General features: G+C 72.0%; 15 protein-coding genes. 6 read left to right on the top strand and 9 right to left on the bottom strand.

All coding sequences use genetic code 11. The features are described from left to right. Positions 1-13: 13 nt before the first annotated feature. Both pspAA and ABD333_RS03910 read right to left on the bottom strand, forming a co-directional pair. Positions 14-292 (bottom strand): PspA-associated protein PspAA, encoded by a 279-nt coding sequence (gene pspAA / locus ABD333_RS03915; RefSeq protein ID WP_344537721.1) that lies wholly within the window; start codon positions 290-292, stop codon positions 14-16. Continuing rightward, positions 289-1,104, bottom strand: a complete 816-nt coding sequence (locus tag ABD333_RS03910) for a PspA/IM30 family protein (RefSeq protein WP_344537719.1) — start codon at positions 1,102-1,104, stop codon at positions 289-291. The genes pspAA and ABD333_RS03910 overlap by 4 nt, the downstream gene beginning before the upstream one ends. Positions 1,105-1,238: 134 nt before the next feature. Here ABD333_RS03910 and ABD333_RS03905 point away from each other — a divergent pair, with 134 nt between their 5' ends. Continuing rightward, the gene (locus ABD333_RS03905; protein WP_344537717.1) at positions 1,239-1,817 is read left to right on the top strand and encodes a DUF3043 domain-containing protein; all 579 of its coding nucleotides are present in this window, start codon (positions 1,239-1,241) and stop codon (positions 1,815-1,817) included. A 23-nt stretch (positions 1,818-1,840) separates the two neighbouring features. Then, on the top strand, positions 1,841-2,842 hold the full coding sequence (locus ABD333_RS03900) for an aldo/keto reductase family protein (RefSeq protein ID WP_344537715.1): 1,002 nt from the start codon (positions 1,841-1,843) through the stop codon (positions 2,840-2,842). A gap of 62 nt (positions 2,843-2,904) precedes the next feature. On the opposite strand, the gene ABD333_RS03895 is transcribed toward ABD333_RS03900, so the two are convergent. Further along, the gene (locus tag ABD333_RS03895; RefSeq protein ID WP_344537714.1) at positions 2,905-3,087 is read right to left on the bottom strand and encodes a hypothetical protein; all 183 of its coding nucleotides are present in this window, start codon (positions 3,085-3,087) and stop codon (positions 2,905-2,907) included. A gap of 118 nt (positions 3,088-3,205) precedes the next feature. On the opposite strand from ABD333_RS03895, the gene ABD333_RS03890 reads away from it, so the two are divergent. Beyond that, positions 3,206-4,153: a bifunctional adenosylcobinamide kinase/adenosylcobinamide-phosphate guanylyltransferase gene (locus tag ABD333_RS03890; protein ID WP_344537712.1), complete on the top strand. Its 948-nt coding sequence runs from the start codon at positions 3,206-3,208 to the stop codon at positions 4,151-4,153. 13 nt (positions 4,154-4,166) lie between these two features. After that, positions 4,167-4,913, top strand: a complete 747-nt coding sequence (locus ABD333_RS03885; RefSeq protein ID WP_344537710.1) for an adenosylcobinamide-GDP ribazoletransferase — start codon at positions 4,167-4,169, stop codon at positions 4,911-4,913. Here the strand turns inward: ABD333_RS03885 and ABD333_RS03880 are convergent, their stop codons facing one another. Genes ABD333_RS03880 through ABD333_RS03855 form a run of 6 tightly spaced genes read right to left on the bottom strand, consistent with a single transcriptional unit; the run spans position 4,914 to position 11,544 of the window. Beyond that, complete coding sequence (locus tag ABD333_RS03880; protein WP_344537709.1) at positions 4,914-7,604, bottom strand: fumarate reductase/succinate dehydrogenase flavoprotein subunit; 2,691 nt, start codon at positions 7,602-7,604, stop codon at positions 4,914-4,916. Then, positions 7,604-8,329: an ABC transporter ATP-binding protein gene (locus tag ABD333_RS03875; RefSeq protein WP_344537708.1), complete on the bottom strand. Its 726-nt coding sequence runs from the start codon at positions 8,327-8,329 to the stop codon at positions 7,604-7,606. The genes ABD333_RS03880 and ABD333_RS03875 overlap by 1 nt, the downstream gene beginning before the upstream one ends. Further along, positions 8,326-9,090: an ABC transporter permease gene (locus ABD333_RS03870; protein WP_344537707.1), complete on the bottom strand. Its 765-nt coding sequence runs from the start codon at positions 9,088-9,090 to the stop codon at positions 8,326-8,328. Before ABD333_RS03870 ends, ABD333_RS03875 begins: the two co-directional genes overlap by 4 nt. Next, positions 9,087-10,460, bottom strand: coding sequence for an ABC transporter substrate-binding protein (locus ABD333_RS03865; protein WP_344537706.1), 1,374 nt, complete (start codon positions 10,458-10,460; stop codon positions 9,087-9,089). Before ABD333_RS03865 ends, ABD333_RS03870 begins: the two co-directional genes overlap by 4 nt. 29 nt (positions 10,461-10,489) lie before the next feature. Then, a complete protein-coding gene (locus ABD333_RS03860) occupies positions 10,490-10,717 on the bottom strand; it encodes a 4Fe-4S dicluster domain-containing protein (protein WP_344537704.1) in 228 nt (75 codons plus the stop codon). Positions 10,718-10,731: 14 nt separating this feature from the next. After that, on the bottom strand, positions 10,732-11,544 hold the full coding sequence (locus ABD333_RS03855) for a GntR family transcriptional regulator (protein WP_344537702.1): 813 nt from the start codon (positions 11,542-11,544) through the stop codon (positions 10,732-10,734). Positions 11,545-11,774: 230 nt separating this feature from the next. Between ABD333_RS03855 and ABD333_RS03850 the strand changes: the two genes are divergently transcribed. Continuing rightward, the gene (locus ABD333_RS03850) at positions 11,775-13,238 is read left to right on the top strand and encodes a leucyl aminopeptidase (protein ID WP_344537701.1); all 1,464 of its coding nucleotides are present in this window, start codon (positions 11,775-11,777) and stop codon (positions 13,236-13,238) included. 141 nt (positions 13,239-13,379) lie between these two features. Next, entirely contained in the window at positions 13,380-14,771 is a 1,392-nt protein-coding gene (lpdA, locus tag ABD333_RS03845) for a dihydrolipoyl dehydrogenase (RefSeq protein WP_344537699.1), read from the top strand. Positions 14,772-14,782: the final 11 nt, after the last annotated feature.

Below are 14,782 nucleotides of genomic sequence, written 5' to 3'. Positions count from 1 at the left end.
ATGCCGGAGACGCTCAGTCCGGGATCAGCCCCTCGTCCCCCAGCATCGCCTTGACCTCGTCCATCGTGGCGTCGGACGGCGGCAGGATCAGCTCGGACGGCTCCAGGTCCTCGTCGGGGACCGGCTTGCCGATCCTGCGGGCCTGGTCGAGCAGGGCGTGCAACGCGGTGCGGAAGGCGGCCTCGTCCCCGGACTCGATCGCCTGCTCGACCTTCTCGTCGAGCTCGTTGAGCTCCGACAGGTCGCCGGGCGCCACGTCGACCTGCCCCTCCCCCATGATCCGGACGATCACTGCTGGCTCCCGGGCTTCTGCGGCCACTGCTGGGCCTGGGGGGCCTCCTGCGGGGTGTCCTGCTGCTGCGGCGCGGCGGTGGGGGTGCCCTGGCCCAGCTCCTTGGGTGCGGGGCCCTGGCCGAGCTCCGCCTTCAGCCGTTCCAGTTCGAGGTCGACGCCGGGACCGGAGCCCATGCGGTCGAGCTCGGCCTGGATGTCGTCCTTGGGACCGGAGAAGTCCTCCAGGGCGCCGGAGGCCAGCAGCTCGTCGATCGCCCCGGCCCGGGCCTTCATGGTCTCGGTCTTCTCCTCGGCGCGCTGGATCGCCAGGCCGACGTCGCCCATCTCCTCGGAGATGCCGCTGAAGGCCTCGTTGATCTTGGTCTGCGCCTCGGCCGCCGTGTAGGTGGCCTTGATCGTCTCCTTGCGGGTGCGGAAGGAGTCGACCTTGGCCTGCAACCGCTGCGAGGCGAGCGTGAGCTTCTCCTCCTCGCCCTGGAGCTGCTGGTACTGCGCGCGCAGGTCGTTCAGCTGGCCGTCCAGACCGGCACGGCGCGTCAACGCCTCGCGGGCCAGGTCCTCCCGGCCCACCTGCAGCGCCTTCTTGCCCTGGTCGGTCAGCTTGGTCTGCTGGCCCTCAAGCTGGTTGATCTGCAGCTCGAGACGCTTGCGCGAAGTGGCGACGTCGGCCACGCCCCGACGGACCTTCTGCAGCATCTCCAGCTGACGCTGGTAGGAGTAGTCGAGGGTCTCCCGAGGATCTTCCATGCGGTCCAGGGCTCTGTTGGCCTTGGACTTGAAGATCATCGACATTCGCTTCATCACGCTCATCGCGCGGCGCCGGTCCCTTCGTGTGCTGTAGCTCAGTCACAAACTGGGCTCTATAACCACTGCTGGGGTTCATATCACCCTACGCGTTAACGCGCGAGGCAGCCACGATGTTCGCAGCCGGTAGGCTGATCTGTGTGTTCCGACGTCGTACCCAGGAAGCCCCCGCGGATCCTCCTCAGGTAGTAAAGCCAGGAGGCAAGGGGCGCCCCACGCCCAAGCGCGCCGAGGCTCAGAAGGCCCGCCGCCAGCCGATCACGGCACCCAACACCCGCAAAGAGGCCTACAAGAGGGTGCGCGAAAAGCAGGCCGAGCAACGGGCCAAGGCCCGTCAGGGCATGGCCAAGGGTGACGAGAAGTACCTGCTGAAGCGCGACAAGGGGCCGGTCCGCCGCCTCGCCCGCGACTACGTCGACGGGCGCCGCACGGTCGGCTCCTACCTCATGTACGGCATGTTCGCGATCGTCGCGCTCAGCCTCCTGCCGATCGCGGCGGCCAAGCTGCTGGTGCTGTTCGCGCCCCCGCTGCTGCTCGCCGCGGTCTTCGTCGAGGGCCTGGCCATCAGCCGGAAGATCAAGAAGCTGGCGGCCGAGCGCTACCCGGGCGAGGACACCAAGGGCGTCGGGCTGTACGCGGCGATGCGGGCCATGCAGATCCGCCGGCTGCGGGTGCCGAGTCCTCAGGTCAAGCCCGGTGAGAAGGTCGGAAGCAGCTGATCTCGCGCCGCTAGGCTCGGAGCATGGAGTTCCGACGACTGGGCCGTAGCGGCCTGAAGATCAGTGAAATCGCCTACGGCAACTGGCTCACCCATGGTTCGCAGGTCGAGGAGGACGCCGCGACCGCCTGCGTGCGGGCGGCGCTCGACGAGGGCGTCACGACGTTCGACACCGCCGACGTCTACGCCGCGACCCGCGCCGAGGAGGTGCTCGGCCGGGCACTGAAGGGGCAGCGTCGCGAGGGCCTGGAGATCTTCACCAAGGTCTACTGGCCGACCGGTCCCGGGATGAACGACCGCGGCCTGTCGCGCAAGCACGTCTTCGAGTCGGTCCACGGCTCGCTGCGCCGCTTGCAGACCGACTACATCGACCTCTACCAGGCGCACCGGTTCGACTATGAGACGCCGTTGGAGGAGACGCTCAGGGCCTTCGAGGACCTGGTCCGCCAGGGCAAGGTGCTGTACGTCGGTGTCTCGGAATGGCGCGCGGAGGAGATCGCCCGGGCGCTGGAGATCGCCGACCGGATGGGCTTCGACCGGATCATCTCCAACCAGCCGCAGTACTCGATGCTGTGGCGGGTGATCGAGAGCGAGATCGTGCCGCTGTGCGAGCGGGAGGGCGTCGGCCAGCTCGTCTGGTCGCCGATCGCGCAGGGCGTGCTGAGCGGCAAGTACAAGCCGGGTCAGCCGCTGCCCACCGGCACGCGCGCCACCGACGAGAAGGGTGGCGCCGACATGGTCCGGCGCTACCTGAACGACGAGACGCTGACCCGCGTGCAGAACCTGCAGCCGATCGCCGATGAGCTCGGGCTCACCATGGCCCAGCTCGCCGTCGCCTGGGTGCTGCAGAACCCGAACGTGTCGGCCGCGATCGTGGGCGCCTCCCGTCCCGAGCAGGTGCGCGACAACGTGAAGGCCGCCGGGGTGAAGCTGGACGCCGAGGTGCTCAAGCGCATCGACGACGTTCTCGGCCCGATCGTGGAACGCGACCCGGCCCGCACGGTCAGCCCCCCGCAGCGCCCCTGAGCCGGGGTTTCCGTCCCCCTGTGCCGTGCCGCCCGCCCGGGCGCGCACGGCGAGGGGGACTTTTACTGTGGGTCGTGCAGGCTCATCGGGCCGTAGACGACGTTCTCGTCGTCCAGGAGGGTGACCTGGTCGACCTCGTCCTCACGCAGGGCGCGCCAGTTCTCACCCAGCCAGGTCTCCGCGTCCGCCTGGGTGGTGAACGTCTCCTCCGACATGCCGACCGGGCTCCCGTCGGACTTTTCCAATCGCCAGCTCCACGCCATCGCGCTCGCCCTCCCTCGTCCCGGCGAAGAGTAGCCTCTCGATCAGTGCCCCGCGTCGTTACCGGGGCCGCGCGCCCCCGGCCCGTAAGGTTTTCGATCGATGAACATCGATCTCCAGAGCACCGCCGGCCGGGACGGCTGGCCACAGCCCGACTGCCACTGTGCCTCCTGCAGCCGCCTGCGCACCGCCGGGATCAGCCACGGGCCCATCCGGATCCTCATCGACGACGTGCCGCTCGAAAAGTGTTCACGCTGGCAGGTGCCCGGCGGATACGACGTACGGTCCGCGTCCGGGAGGCGGATCCTGGTGGCGGGCGGGCCCGGCGACCGGCCGGAACCGGTCGCCGAGACCGTGTACGACGCGGCCCTGCTGGACCTGGTGGGCTGCCCCGATCATCTCGGCCGGCTGCGCCACGCCGGTGCGGTCACCGCCGCGACCGAGGTCGTCGCGGTGTACGTCGACCACCGCGTCCCGTCCCCGGCGGAGCTGGAGCGCCGCCTGGGCTTCTGGATGCCGCAGCGGGAGGGGCCGCACCGCACGCTGCTGGTCGGCGGCTCCCGTTCGGGGAAGTCGGCGGAGGCGGAGCTGAGGCTGGCCGGCGAGCCGTACGTGACGTACGTGGCCACCGCCGCCGTGCCCGGCGACGACCCCGAGTGGGCGGCCCGGATCGAGGCGCACCAGCGCCGCCGTCCCGCCTGGTGGCAGACGGTCGAGACGACCCGCGACCTGGCGCACCTGCTGACCTCGACCTCCGGGGCGGTCCTGGTGGACGGCATCGGCACCTGGCTGGCCGCGGTCATGAACGAGACCGGCGCCTGGGACGACCCGTCCCGGGTGGCACCGCGGATCGACGAGCTGATCGCCGGCTGGCGCGCGACGACGGCCCGCGTCGTGGCGGTGAGCGACGAGGTGGGGTTCTCGCTGGTGCCCACGACGCCGGCGGGACGGGCGTTCCGCGATGTCCTCGGGTACCTCAACCAGCGGCTGGCGGCCGAGTCCGAGGAGGCGGCCCTCGTGGTGGCGGGGCGCGTCACCGAACTGCCGTGACCGGTTCGCCGCCGTGAACGGGCCTCGCCTGGCCGTCTCGCTGCTGACCGCCGTCCCGGTGCGGGCGCCGCGCGTCGACCGCGAGACCGGCCGCCAGGCGATGATCCTCGCTCCGGCCGTCGGCCTGGTCGTCGGCGGAGCCGCCGCGCTCGTGCTCGTCCTGGCCGACCTTCTGGGCCTGGCGCCGTTGCTCGGGGCGGCTCTGGGCGTCGCGGTCATGGCCGTGGTCACGCGGGCGCTGCACCTGGACGGCCTGGCCGATCTGGCGGACGGCCTCGGCAGCGGCCGTCCCGCCGAGGACGCCCTGGCGATCATGAAGCGTTCGGACATCGGCCCGTTCGGCGTGGTGACCGTGCTGCTCACCCTGATGGTCCAGGTCGCGGCGCTGGCCTCCGCCCCGGACGCGCCCGTCGCCGTCCTGATCGCCGCCGTGATCGGCCGGCTGGCGCTTCCCTGGGCCTGCCGTACCGGCGTCCCGCCGGCCCGTCCGAACGGCCTGGGCGCCCTGGTCTCCGGCACCGTCACCACCCGCGCCGCCCTGGCCGTCACCGGAGCCGTCCTCCTCGCCGCGCTCGGCGCGGGCCTGGCCGTCGGACGCGCCCCGTACGCCGTGGTCGCGGTGCTGGGGGGTCTGGCGACCGCGCTCCTGCTCCTCCGTCACGCCACCCGCCGGCTGGGCGGCGTGACGGGAGACGTGTTCGGCGCGCTGGTCGAGACCGCCACCACGGCCGCCCTGATCGTGCTCGCCGCCCGGCTCTGATCAGCCGGTCAGGGCGCGGCGGGCATGGGCGCGGACGTCGGCGTCGGTGTCGTCCTGAGCGGCGCGGAGGGCGTCCGCGACGTCAGGGCTCGCCGCCCACCGGCCCAGCGTGATCACAGCGGCCTTGCGGACGTCCAGATGCGGGTCCGCGAGGGCCTTGATCAGCGCTCCCGTGGCGAGCCCGGGGTCCGCGCCCGCCAGTCCCCGGGCCGCGCCGGTCCGGACCTGCCAGGCCGGATCGTGCAGCGCCGCCACGGCGGCCTCGGCGAGGGGCCGCGGGGTGCCGATCCCGGCGAGTGCCTCCAGCGCCGCGGCGCGGACGAGCTCGTCGGGATCGCGGACGAGGGCGCCGAGGGCTTCGGCGGAGGTGGCCGCGCCGATGGTGCCGAGGCCGTGGGCGGCCGCGACGCGTACCTCCCGGTTGGGGTCGGCCGCGGCCACGGCGACGCCCGCCGCGTCGTCCAGCGAGACCAGGCCCCGGACCGCCTGGAGGCGGACGCGATGATCCGCGTCCGCCAGCGCGCCGGTGAAGAGGGCGCCGTCGCCGAGCCGCAGAGCGCGCAGGACGTCGAGCGTCACGGCCCGTACGACGGCGTCGCGTTCGGCGAGAACGGGAAGCAGCGCGTCGCGTACCTCGGCGGTGGCGGGCAGTACTTCGACCAGCTCGCGCAACGCGGTCGCGGCGGCGTGGCGCACCGAACCGTGCTCGTCGGTGAGCGCCCGGGCGAGCGCGGTCGTGACACCGGAGGGCACGACCTCGGTGAGGGTGGCCACGGCCGCCCGGCGCACTTTGGGGTCGGGGTCTTCCAGATAGGGGACGAGCCGCTCCATGGGCGGCTCGGTCTCGGCGAGTTCGAGGAGTTCGAGGATGCGGGGCGAACGGCCGATCGGGCGCGCGCTGGCGGGCGCGGCGGCGGCCCGTCCGCCGCCCGCCGACGGACCGGACCGGACGGCGAGGACGACGGGCTCCGGGTCGTGCTCCGGAACGGTGATCCCCTCGACCGGGACGAGGTACGGCGCGACCGGGCGCTTGAGGAACTCCATCGCCCCGTCCGCGCGGCGCCGGAGGTTGAGGTGGAAGAACCACGAGACGTCGTCGCGTTCGGGCAGGTCCGCGCGGTCGTGGTAGAGCCCCCAGCGGCTCTCGGTGCGGGTGAGCGAGGAACGGGCGGCCATCTCGGCACAGTCGCGGATGAACGTGACTTCGGCGCAGCGCATGAGCTCGTGCGGCGTGCGGGCGCCCATCGCCGCGATCTCGGACTCCATCCGGGTGAACGTCTCGACGGCGATGTCCAGCCGGGCCGCGGTCTTGGGCGGCGCGACGTAGTCGTTCACGAAGCGCCGCAGCTTGTACTCGACCTGCGGCTGCGGCGGCCCGTCGGGGTTGCGCAGCGGGCGGTAGATCAGCTCGTGCGCGGCGGCGATCTGGTCCTCGTCGAGCAGGCCGGGCTCCGGCCGTGCGGGCGCGTGCGCGGCGGCGTGCTCCCCGGCCAGATCTCCGAAGACGAACGCGCCGATCATGTAGTTGTGCGGCACGCAGGCCAGGTCGCCCGCCGCGTACAACCCCGGCACGGTCGTCTGGGCGTTCTCGTCCACCCACACCCCGGAGGCGGAGTGGCCGCCGCACAGGCCGATCTCGGAGATGTGCATCTCGACGTCGTGCGTGCGGTAGTCGTGGCCGCGGCCGGCGTGGAAGGTGCCGCGGGTCGGGCGTTCGGTGGTGTGCAGGATGCCTTCGAGCGTCGTCAGCGTCTCGTCCGGCAGGTGGCTGAGCTTGAGGTAGATCGGCCCGCGGGCGGAGTCGATCTCCCGCTTGACCTCGGCCATCATCGCACCGGACCAGTAGTCGCAGTCCACGAACCGGTCGCCCTGCGCGTTGACCTGGTAGCCGCCGAACGGATTGGCTACGTAGGCGCAGGCCGGGCCGTTGTAGTCCTTGATGAGCGGGTTGATCTGGAAGCACTCGATCCCGCTCAGCTCGGCCCCGGCGTGGTAGGCCATGGCGTAGCCGTCCCCGGCGTTGGTGGGGTTCTCGTACGTGCCGTACAGGTAGCCGCTCGCGGGCAGGCCGAGCCGTCCGCAGGCGCCCGTGGCCAGGATGACCGCGCCCGCCGACACCGTCACGAACTCACCGCTGCGGGTGTCGAAGCCGGCCGCGCCCACGGCCCGGCCGCCCGACGTGAGCACCCGCACCGGCATGACGCGGTTCTCGATCCGGACCTTCTCCCGTATGGAACGCTGCCGCAGCACCCGGTAGAGGACCTTCTTGACGTCCTTGCCCTCGGGCATCGGCAGCACGTACGAGCCCGACCGGTGCACCCGGCGGACCGCGTACTCGCCGTGCTCGTCCTTCTCGAACTTCACGCCGTAGCGTTCGAGCCGCTTCACCATGGCGAACCCGCGCGTGGCCGTCTGGTGGACCGTCCGCTGGTTCACGATGCCGTCATTGGCCCGCGTGATCTCGGCGACGTACGCCTCCGGGGTCGCCTTGCCGGGGATGACGGCGTTGTTGACGCCGTCCATGCCCATGGCCAGCGCGCCGGAATGGCGGACGTGCGCCTTCTCCAGGAGCAGCACCGAGGCGCCCCGCTCGGCGGCCGTGATGGCGGCCATCGTCCCGGCGGTGCCGCCGCCGATGACCAGCACGTCGCAGCTCAGCTCGCGGCGTTCGGCCGGGGAGGGGATCTCCATCAGGCCATTTCCTCCTTCAGGACGGCGACGCCGAGTTCGGCGAGGATCAGATCGCGCAGGCCGGGACGTTCGTCGCGGCGGAACCCGGCGGCGACACCGGCGGGGCCGAGCACCACGATCCGGTCACCGAGCAGCAGCGCCTCGTCCACGTCGTGGGTGACGAAGACGACGGTGGCCGGAGCGCCGGCCAGCACGTCGGCGAGGAGCCGTTGCATGGTGGCCCGGGTCTGGGCGTCCAGCGCGCCGAACGGCTCGTCCATCAGGATCGCGCGTGGCTGCGCGGCGAGCGTGCGGGCGAGCTGCACCCGCTGCCGCATGCCGCCCGAGAGCTCGCGCGGCAGCCGGTCCGCCGTGCCGTCCAGGCCGACGCGGTCCAGCCAGCGCAGCGCCTCGGCGCGGCGGCGGGCCCGCGGGACGCCGCGCATGGCGAGCGCGAGCTCGACGTTGCGGCGGGCGCTGCGCCACGGCAGCAGCGCGTCGTCCTGGAAGACCAGCGCACGGTCACGGGACGGCCCGGTGATCGGCGTGTCGCCGGCGCGGACGCTGCCCGCCTCGACCGGGAGCAGCCCGGCGAACGCTCGGAGCAGGGTCGACTTGCCGCAGCCGGACGGCCCGACGACGACCAGCACCTCCCCCGCTCGCACCTGGAGGTCGAGGCCGGTGACGACGGGGGTGCCGCCGTAGGCGAGCGTGACGCCGCTCGCGTGCAGTGACAGTGCGCTCATCTCTGCTCCCTCGGCAGCCACCGGGTGGCGCGGCGACCGGCCAGCTCGACGGCGCCGGAGGTGAGCCAGCCGAGCAGCCCGATGGTGATCATCCCGACGAGGACGCCGGGGTAGTCGACGATGGTGTACGCCTGCCAGGTGCGGTAGCCGACGCCGAAGTCACCGGAGATCATCTCGGCAGAGATCACGCAGATCCACGCGACGCCCATGCCGACCGACAGGCCGCCGAAGACTCCCGGGAGGACGCCGGGCAGCACCACGGCGGCCAGCACGCGCGCCCGGCTCCCGCCCAGCGTGCGCACCGCGTCCTCCCAGACCAGCGGGAGGGCCCGCACGGCGTGGCGCGTGCTCACCAGGATCGGGAAGAACGCGGCGACGAACGTGATGAAGACGATCCCCTGCTCGTTCGCCGGGAAGAGCAGGATCGCCACCGGCACCAGCGCGATCGCCGGGATCGGGCGGACGACCTCGAACAGCGGCTGCAGCACGTTCCCCGCCCACTTCGACCGGGCCACCGCGATGCCGAGCGCGATGCCGAGGAACGCCGCCAGCGCGAAGCCGGTCAGGATGCGGACGAGGCTCTGCGCGACGTCCTCGTAGAACTGGGGGTGCTGGAGTTGGCGCTGGAGTTCGCGCGCCACGTCCAGCGGGCCGGGGAAGCGGTCGAAGCGCACCCACAGCCGGACGTCGGCGGCGGTCAGCAGATGCCAGGCGAGCAGCGCGGCGGCCAGGGACGCCGGCCTGACCAGTTTCGCCGTCATGCGCGCCGCACCGCGTCGGCGTAACTGACGATCTTGCTGCCCGGGTGGGCGGCCAGGTACCGGCGCGCGACCTCGTCGGTGGCGAACGCCTGGAAGCGCTTGGCCGCGGTGGCCTCAGGGTTCTCGATCCACACGTCCTTGTCGGCGAACCATCGCGTGCCGGTGGTGCCGTCGGCGACGTAGACGGCCTTGATCTGCCCGCCCTGCTTCTGTGCGTCCCGTACGCCGCGCAGCAGGGCGACCGGGTCGGAGAACCTCCGGGTCGTCTTTTCGCCCGCGACCCAGATCTCGCCCGCGTCCGGGGCGGACGTCTTGGCGGCGTCGGCGTCGTAGGACGAGCCGTACGCCTGCCTGATGTAGGAGTCGTTGACGAACGGGCTGAGGTCGAGGGACTGCTGGAGGACGCCGATCGACTTCAGGAACGGCACGTCGTGCGCGAGCGCGTCCCGCAGCCGCTTCTTGATCGTCACGTCGAACGTGGAGACGCCGCCCGCGCCGTTGTAGAGGTAGACGGCCTCGACCGGGAGCCCGGTGGCCGACGCGACCGACTCGGCCGACCTGACTGGGTTGTCGTTGAGGTGGCGGGTGGCGTCGATCTGCGCCTTCAGGAACTCCTGGAGGATCTTGGGCTTGCCGCCGGCGAACGCCTTGCGGACGACGACGCCGTGGAACGTCGGCACGTCCAGGTCACCGCCGTCGTAGAGCAGGCGGGCCCGGCCCTGCGCGACCAGGACGCCCGGCCACGCCACGAACTGCGAGAGACCCGCGGCCTTGCCCGACTCCAGCGAGGTGGCGCCCACCGACGGCTGCTGGTTCTCGATCGTGACGTCCTTCGCGCCGTCCAAGCCGTACTTCTTCGCGGCCTGGACGAACGTGCCGTGGCCCGCCGAGCCGACGCTCGTGGAGACGGTCCTGCCCTTGAGGTCGCGCAGCGTCGCCGCCTTGGAGTCCTTGGCCACCACGACGCCGTTCAGCGCGCCCCTGAGGTTGTAGCCGGTGACCGAGACCAGCTCCGTCCGCGCGTCACCGCCCTGGACCTGGGCGCGGGAGCCGTTGATGAGCAGCGGGTAGTCGCCCATCGAGCCGATGTCGATCTTCCCGGCGAGCATCTGGGCGGTGATCGGCGCGCCGGTGTCGTAGTCCTGCCAGACCACGGAGTACTTCTTGCCCTCGGCCTTGCCCAGCTCGTTCAAGCGCTTCTCGAAATGGCCGAGCGAGCGCAGCAGGGTGCCCGCGGTGACGGTGTTGATGGTCTTGGACTGGTAGCCGACGACGACCCGGGTGGAGCCGTCCCCGCTGGAGGCGTTCCCGGCGACGGTGCATCCGGCCAGGAGGGGCAGGCATGCGGCAAAGACGATCTTGCGGCTCATGAGCGCGTCCTTCAGCGGGTTCAGCGGCTTCAGCGGAGGAGGTACGGCATGTTCACGGTCACGGCGCCGGTGGGACAGCGGTCGGCGCAGGGGCCGCAGTACCAGCACTCGTCCACGTGCATGTAGGCCTTGCCGGTCTCCGGATGAACGGCGAGGGCGTCCAGGGGGCAGACGTCGACGCAGAGGGTGCAGCCTTCGATGCAGAGCGCCTCGTCGACCGTGACGGGGACGTCGGCGCGGTTCTCGGCCAGGGACATGGGCGATGCTCCAGTCAGCGGGGATCGGGGGGCTGGACGGGCAGCGTGGCGGCGGTCCGGCGCAGGGTGCCGCTCATGGTGATGCGGTCGCCGCGGAAGCGGATGTACTCCAGATCGACGGGACGGCCGTCGGCGAGGTGGGTCAGGCGCTCGACCATGAGCAGGGCGGCGCCGCGCGGAGCGTCGAGCACCGCGGCGGAGTGCGGGTCGGCGTTGACCGCCTCCACGGTGAGCTCGCCGAGGCCGAGCGGCTGCCCGGAGACGCGTTCGAGCAGGACGAAGAAGTCGGTGTGCGCCAGGTCTTCGGCGAGCAGCGGCTCGCCGAGGTCGCGGGCGACATAGGTGAGGTCGAGCGAGAGCGGCAGCCCGTTGAGCCGGCGCAGCCGTTCGATGTAGACCACCGGCTCCCCCGGCGGCAGCCGCAGCCTGGCCGTGATCTCGCGCGGCGGCGCGATCAGGCCGGTCGTGCGCACCTCGTTGGTGACCTCGCCGTGCTCGCGAAGGGTCTCGGCCAGGCCGAGCAGGCGTTCCAGGCCGTGCGGGTACTTCTCGGTGGCCACCGTCGTGCCGACGCCCGGGCAGCGTTCGACCAGCCCCTCCGCGCGGAGCAGGTCGAGCGCGTCCCGGACGGCGTTGCGCGAGGTGGCGAAGTCACGGACCAGGTCCGCCTCGGGGGGCAGCACGCCCGACGGGAAGGCGCCGTGCAGCACCTGCCGGCGCAGCACGTCGGCGATCTGCCGGGCCCGGTCCGCGCGCAGCCGCCGGACGTCGCCCAGCGTCAGTGCCCGCGCCTTCGCTCCGCCACTGCTGGCGTCTCTGCTGGTCACGGGCATAAACCTACTAAAACAGTCGGAATAGTGGAATACCCGTCCGGCTCCGCCACCCCCGAGACACCGAAATCGTCTCCGACCTGCGCGTGCGCAGGTCGGCACGGCCGTTCCGCCACCCAGAGCGGGGCCGACGCGGCGGCGCGGGCCCGATCTTCGCCGGCGAGCGGGAGGTAAGGCTTGATCCAAAAGGGCGAAACCGGTCACCAGGAGGACTAACATCGGACTACGTGACGAGCATCAGCCTTGACAGCGCACCCACCGCCGCCCTGGACGCCGACGCGATCGTGATCGGGGTCGCGCCCTCCGACGCCGGTCCGCGGCCGGCCCCGGGCGCCGAGGAGGTCGAGCGGGCACTGGACGGCCGGCTCGCGAGCGCGCTCGGCGCGCTGGGCGCCACCGGCAAGGCCGGCGAGGTCACCAAGGTCCCGACGCTCGGCGCCGTGAGCGCGTCGGTGATCGTGGCGGTCGGGCTCGGCGACGACCCCGGCGTCGAAGAGCTCCGGCGGGCCGCCGGCGCGGCGGTCCGCACGCTGGCGGGCACCGGCAGGGTCGCGGTCGCGCTGCCCGCGCGGTCGGCCGGCGAGACCGGCGAGGTGGCCCTCGCCGCGCTGCTCGGCAACTACAGCTTCGGCACGTACCGGACCGGCGAGCAGAAGGGCCCGGTCGAGCACATCACGATCGTGGGCGAGGGCGACGTCGAACGTGCCCGCACGCTCGCCGACTCCATCACGCTGGTGCGCGACCTGGTCAACACCCCGCCGTCCGACCTCGACCCCGAGGCCTTCGCCGAGATCGCCGAGCGCGTCGCGGGCGAGGCCGGGCTGGACGTCGAGGTGCTCGACGAGAAGGCCCTCGTGGAGGGCGGCTACGGCGGCATCGCGGGCGTCGGCCAGGGGTCGGCCAGCCCGCCCCGGCTCGTCCGGCTGGCCTACCGCCACCCCGAGGCGACCAAGACCCTCGCCCTGGTCGGCAAGGGCATCACGTTCGACTCCGGCGGCCTGTCCCTCAAGCCGTCCGAGGCCATGGACTGGATGAAGTCCGACATGGGCGGCGCCGCCGCGGTGCTCGGCGCGCTCCAGGCCCTCGCGGCGCTGCGTCCCAAGGTCAACGCGGTCGGCTACCTCGCGCTGGCCGAGAACATGCCGAGCGGCACGGCGCAGCGTCCGTCCGACGTGCTCCGCGTCTACGGCGGCAAGACCGTCGAGGTCCTCAACACCGACGCCGAAGGCCGCCTGGTCATGGCCGACGCCATCGTGCGTTCCGGCGAGGACGAGCCCGACCTGCTCGTGGACGTCGCCACGCTGACCGGCGCGCAGCTGGTCGCGCTCGGCACGCGCACCACCGGGGTCATGGCCAACGACGACGACGTCCGCGAGAAGGTCGTCGCGGCGGCCGACCGGGCAGGGGAGCCCTCCTGGGGCATGCCGCTGCCGTCCGAGCTGCGCAAGGGCCTCGACTCCGCGGTGGCCGACATCGCCAACATCAGCGGCGAGCGCTGGGGCGGCATGCTGGTCGCGGGCGTCTTCCTCAAGGAGTTCGTCCCGGACGGCGTCCGCTGGGCGCACCTCGACATCGCGGGCCCCTCGTTCAACAAGGGTGAGCCGTATGGGTACACCCCCAAGGGCGGCACGGGCGCCGCTACGCGTACGTTGGTGGAAATCGCCGAAGACCTCGCGGCCGGAAACCTGTAACACCCGGCCGGACCAGAATTGAATAGTTTTCCTCACGGCTACGGGGCCCGCCTGAGGTGCGCCCCGTACCGTCGCGAGGGCCGGGCCCGGGCAGAGCCGGGGCCGGCGAGCCTGACACAGCGCGAACATAGGGAGCGTCCAGTGGCCAACAGCGGCCCCTTCGACATCGTCGTCCTAGGTGGTGGCAGCGGCGGATACGCGTGTGCACTCCGAGCCGCCGAGCTCGGCAAGTCCGTGGCGCTCATCGAACGAGACAAGCTGGGCGGGACGTGCCTCAACCGGGGCTGCATCCCGACCAAGGCCCTCCTGCACGCCGCGGAGGTCGCCGACCAGACCCGCGAGGCCGCGACGTTCGGCATCAAGGCCAGCTTCGAGGGCATCGACGTCGCGGGCGTCAACGCGTACAAGGACAAGGTCGTCTCGACCACGGTCAAGGGCCTGACCGGCCTGATCAAGTCCAAGGGCATCACGATCGTCGAGGGTGACGGCAGGCTCACCGGGCCGACCACCGTCGAGGTGACCGGCCCCGGCGGCGACGTCAGCACGCTGGAGGGACGGCACATCGTGCTGGCCACCGGCTCGGTGCCGAGGTCGCTGCCCGGCCTGGAGATCGACGGCGAGCGCGTGATCTCCAGCGACCACGCCCTGGTGCTGGAGCACGTCCCGGCCTCGGTGGTCGTGCTCGGCGGCGGCGTCATCGGCGTCGAGTTCGCCAGCGTGTGGCGCTCGTTCGGCGCGGAGGTCACCATCGTCGAGGCGCTGCCGCACCTGCTGCCGCTGGAGGAGGAGTCCAGCTCCAAGCGGCTGGAGCGGGCGTTCCGCAAGCGCGGCATCAAGTACGAGCTGGACGTGCGGTTCCAGGGCGTCAAGCCGACCCAGGGCGGCGTCTCGGTGACGCTCGACAACGGCAAGACGATCGACGCCGAGCTGCTGCTCGTGGCGGTCGGCCGCGGTCCGGTCTCCGAGGGCATCGGGCTGGCGGAGGCCGGCGTGGAGACCGAACGGGGCTTCGTCAAGGTCGACGAGTTCTGCCGGACGAACGTCCCCACGATCTCGGCGGTCGGCGACCTGATCGCCACCCCGCAGCTGGCCCATGTCGGCTTCGCCGAGGGCATCCTCGTCGCCGAGCGGCTCGGCGGGCTCAACCCGCCCGCGATCGACTACGACGGCGTGCCGCGCATCACCTACTCCGACCCCGAGGTCGCCGCGGTGGGGATCACCACCAAGGTCGCCGCGGAGCGCGGATACGAGATCCACGAGGTCACCTACGACCTCGCCGGGAACCCCAAGAGCAAGATCCTCGGGACCCAGGGCGAGGTCAAGGTGATCGCGGCCGTGGACGGTCCCGTCCTCGGCATCCACATGGTCGGTGCCCGTGTCGGCGAGCTCATCACGGAGGGTCAGCTCATCTACAACTGGGAGGCCCTTCCCGCGGAGGTCGCCCAGCTGATCCATCCCCACCCGACCCAATCCGAAGCGGTCGGCGAAGCACACCTCGCTCTCGCCGGCAAGCCACTGCACGTGCACGGCTGAACGCCCGCACA

This window comes from Actinomadura fulvescens (assembly GCF_039533225.1).
Taxonomy (GTDB): Bacteria; Actinomycetota; Actinomycetes; order Streptosporangiales; family Streptosporangiaceae; genus Spirillospora; species Spirillospora fulvescens.
The sequence above is the reverse complement of the archived record's forward strand: the minus strand, read 5'-3'. Positions and strand labels throughout refer to the sequence as shown.

Bases quoted from the DNA above. Each gene is read 5' to 3' on its own strand.
- ABD333_RS03860 (WP_344537704.1), bottom strand. From the start codon at position 10,717: ATGTCCCTGGCCGAGAACCGCGCCGACGTCCCCGTCACGGTCGACGAG.
- ABD333_RS03890 (WP_344537712.1), top strand. From the start codon at position 3,206: ATGAACATCGATCTCCAGAGCACCGCCGGCCGGGACGGCTGGCCACAG.
- ABD333_RS03880 (WP_344537709.1), bottom strand. From the start codon at position 7,604: ATGGAGATCCCCTCCCCGGCCGAACGCCGCGAGCTGAGCTGCGACGTG.
- ABD333_RS03865 (WP_344537706.1), bottom strand. From the start codon at position 10,460: ATGAGCCGCAAGATCGTCTTTGCCGCATGCCTGCCCCTCCTGGCCGGA.
- ABD333_RS03910 (WP_344537719.1), bottom strand. From the start codon at position 1,104: ATGAGCGTGATGAAGCGAATGTCGATGATCTTCAAGTCCAAGGCCAAC.
- ABD333_RS03875 (WP_344537708.1), bottom strand. From the start codon at position 8,329: ATGAGCGCACTGTCACTGCACGCGAGCGGCGTCACGCTCGCCTACGGC.
- ABD333_RS03870 (WP_344537707.1), bottom strand. From the start codon at position 9,090: ATGACGGCGAAACTGGTCAGGCCGGCGTCCCTGGCCGCCGCGCTGCTC.
- ABD333_RS03900 (WP_344537715.1), top strand. From the start codon at position 1,841: ATGGAGTTCCGACGACTGGGCCGTAGCGGCCTGAAGATCAGTGAAATC.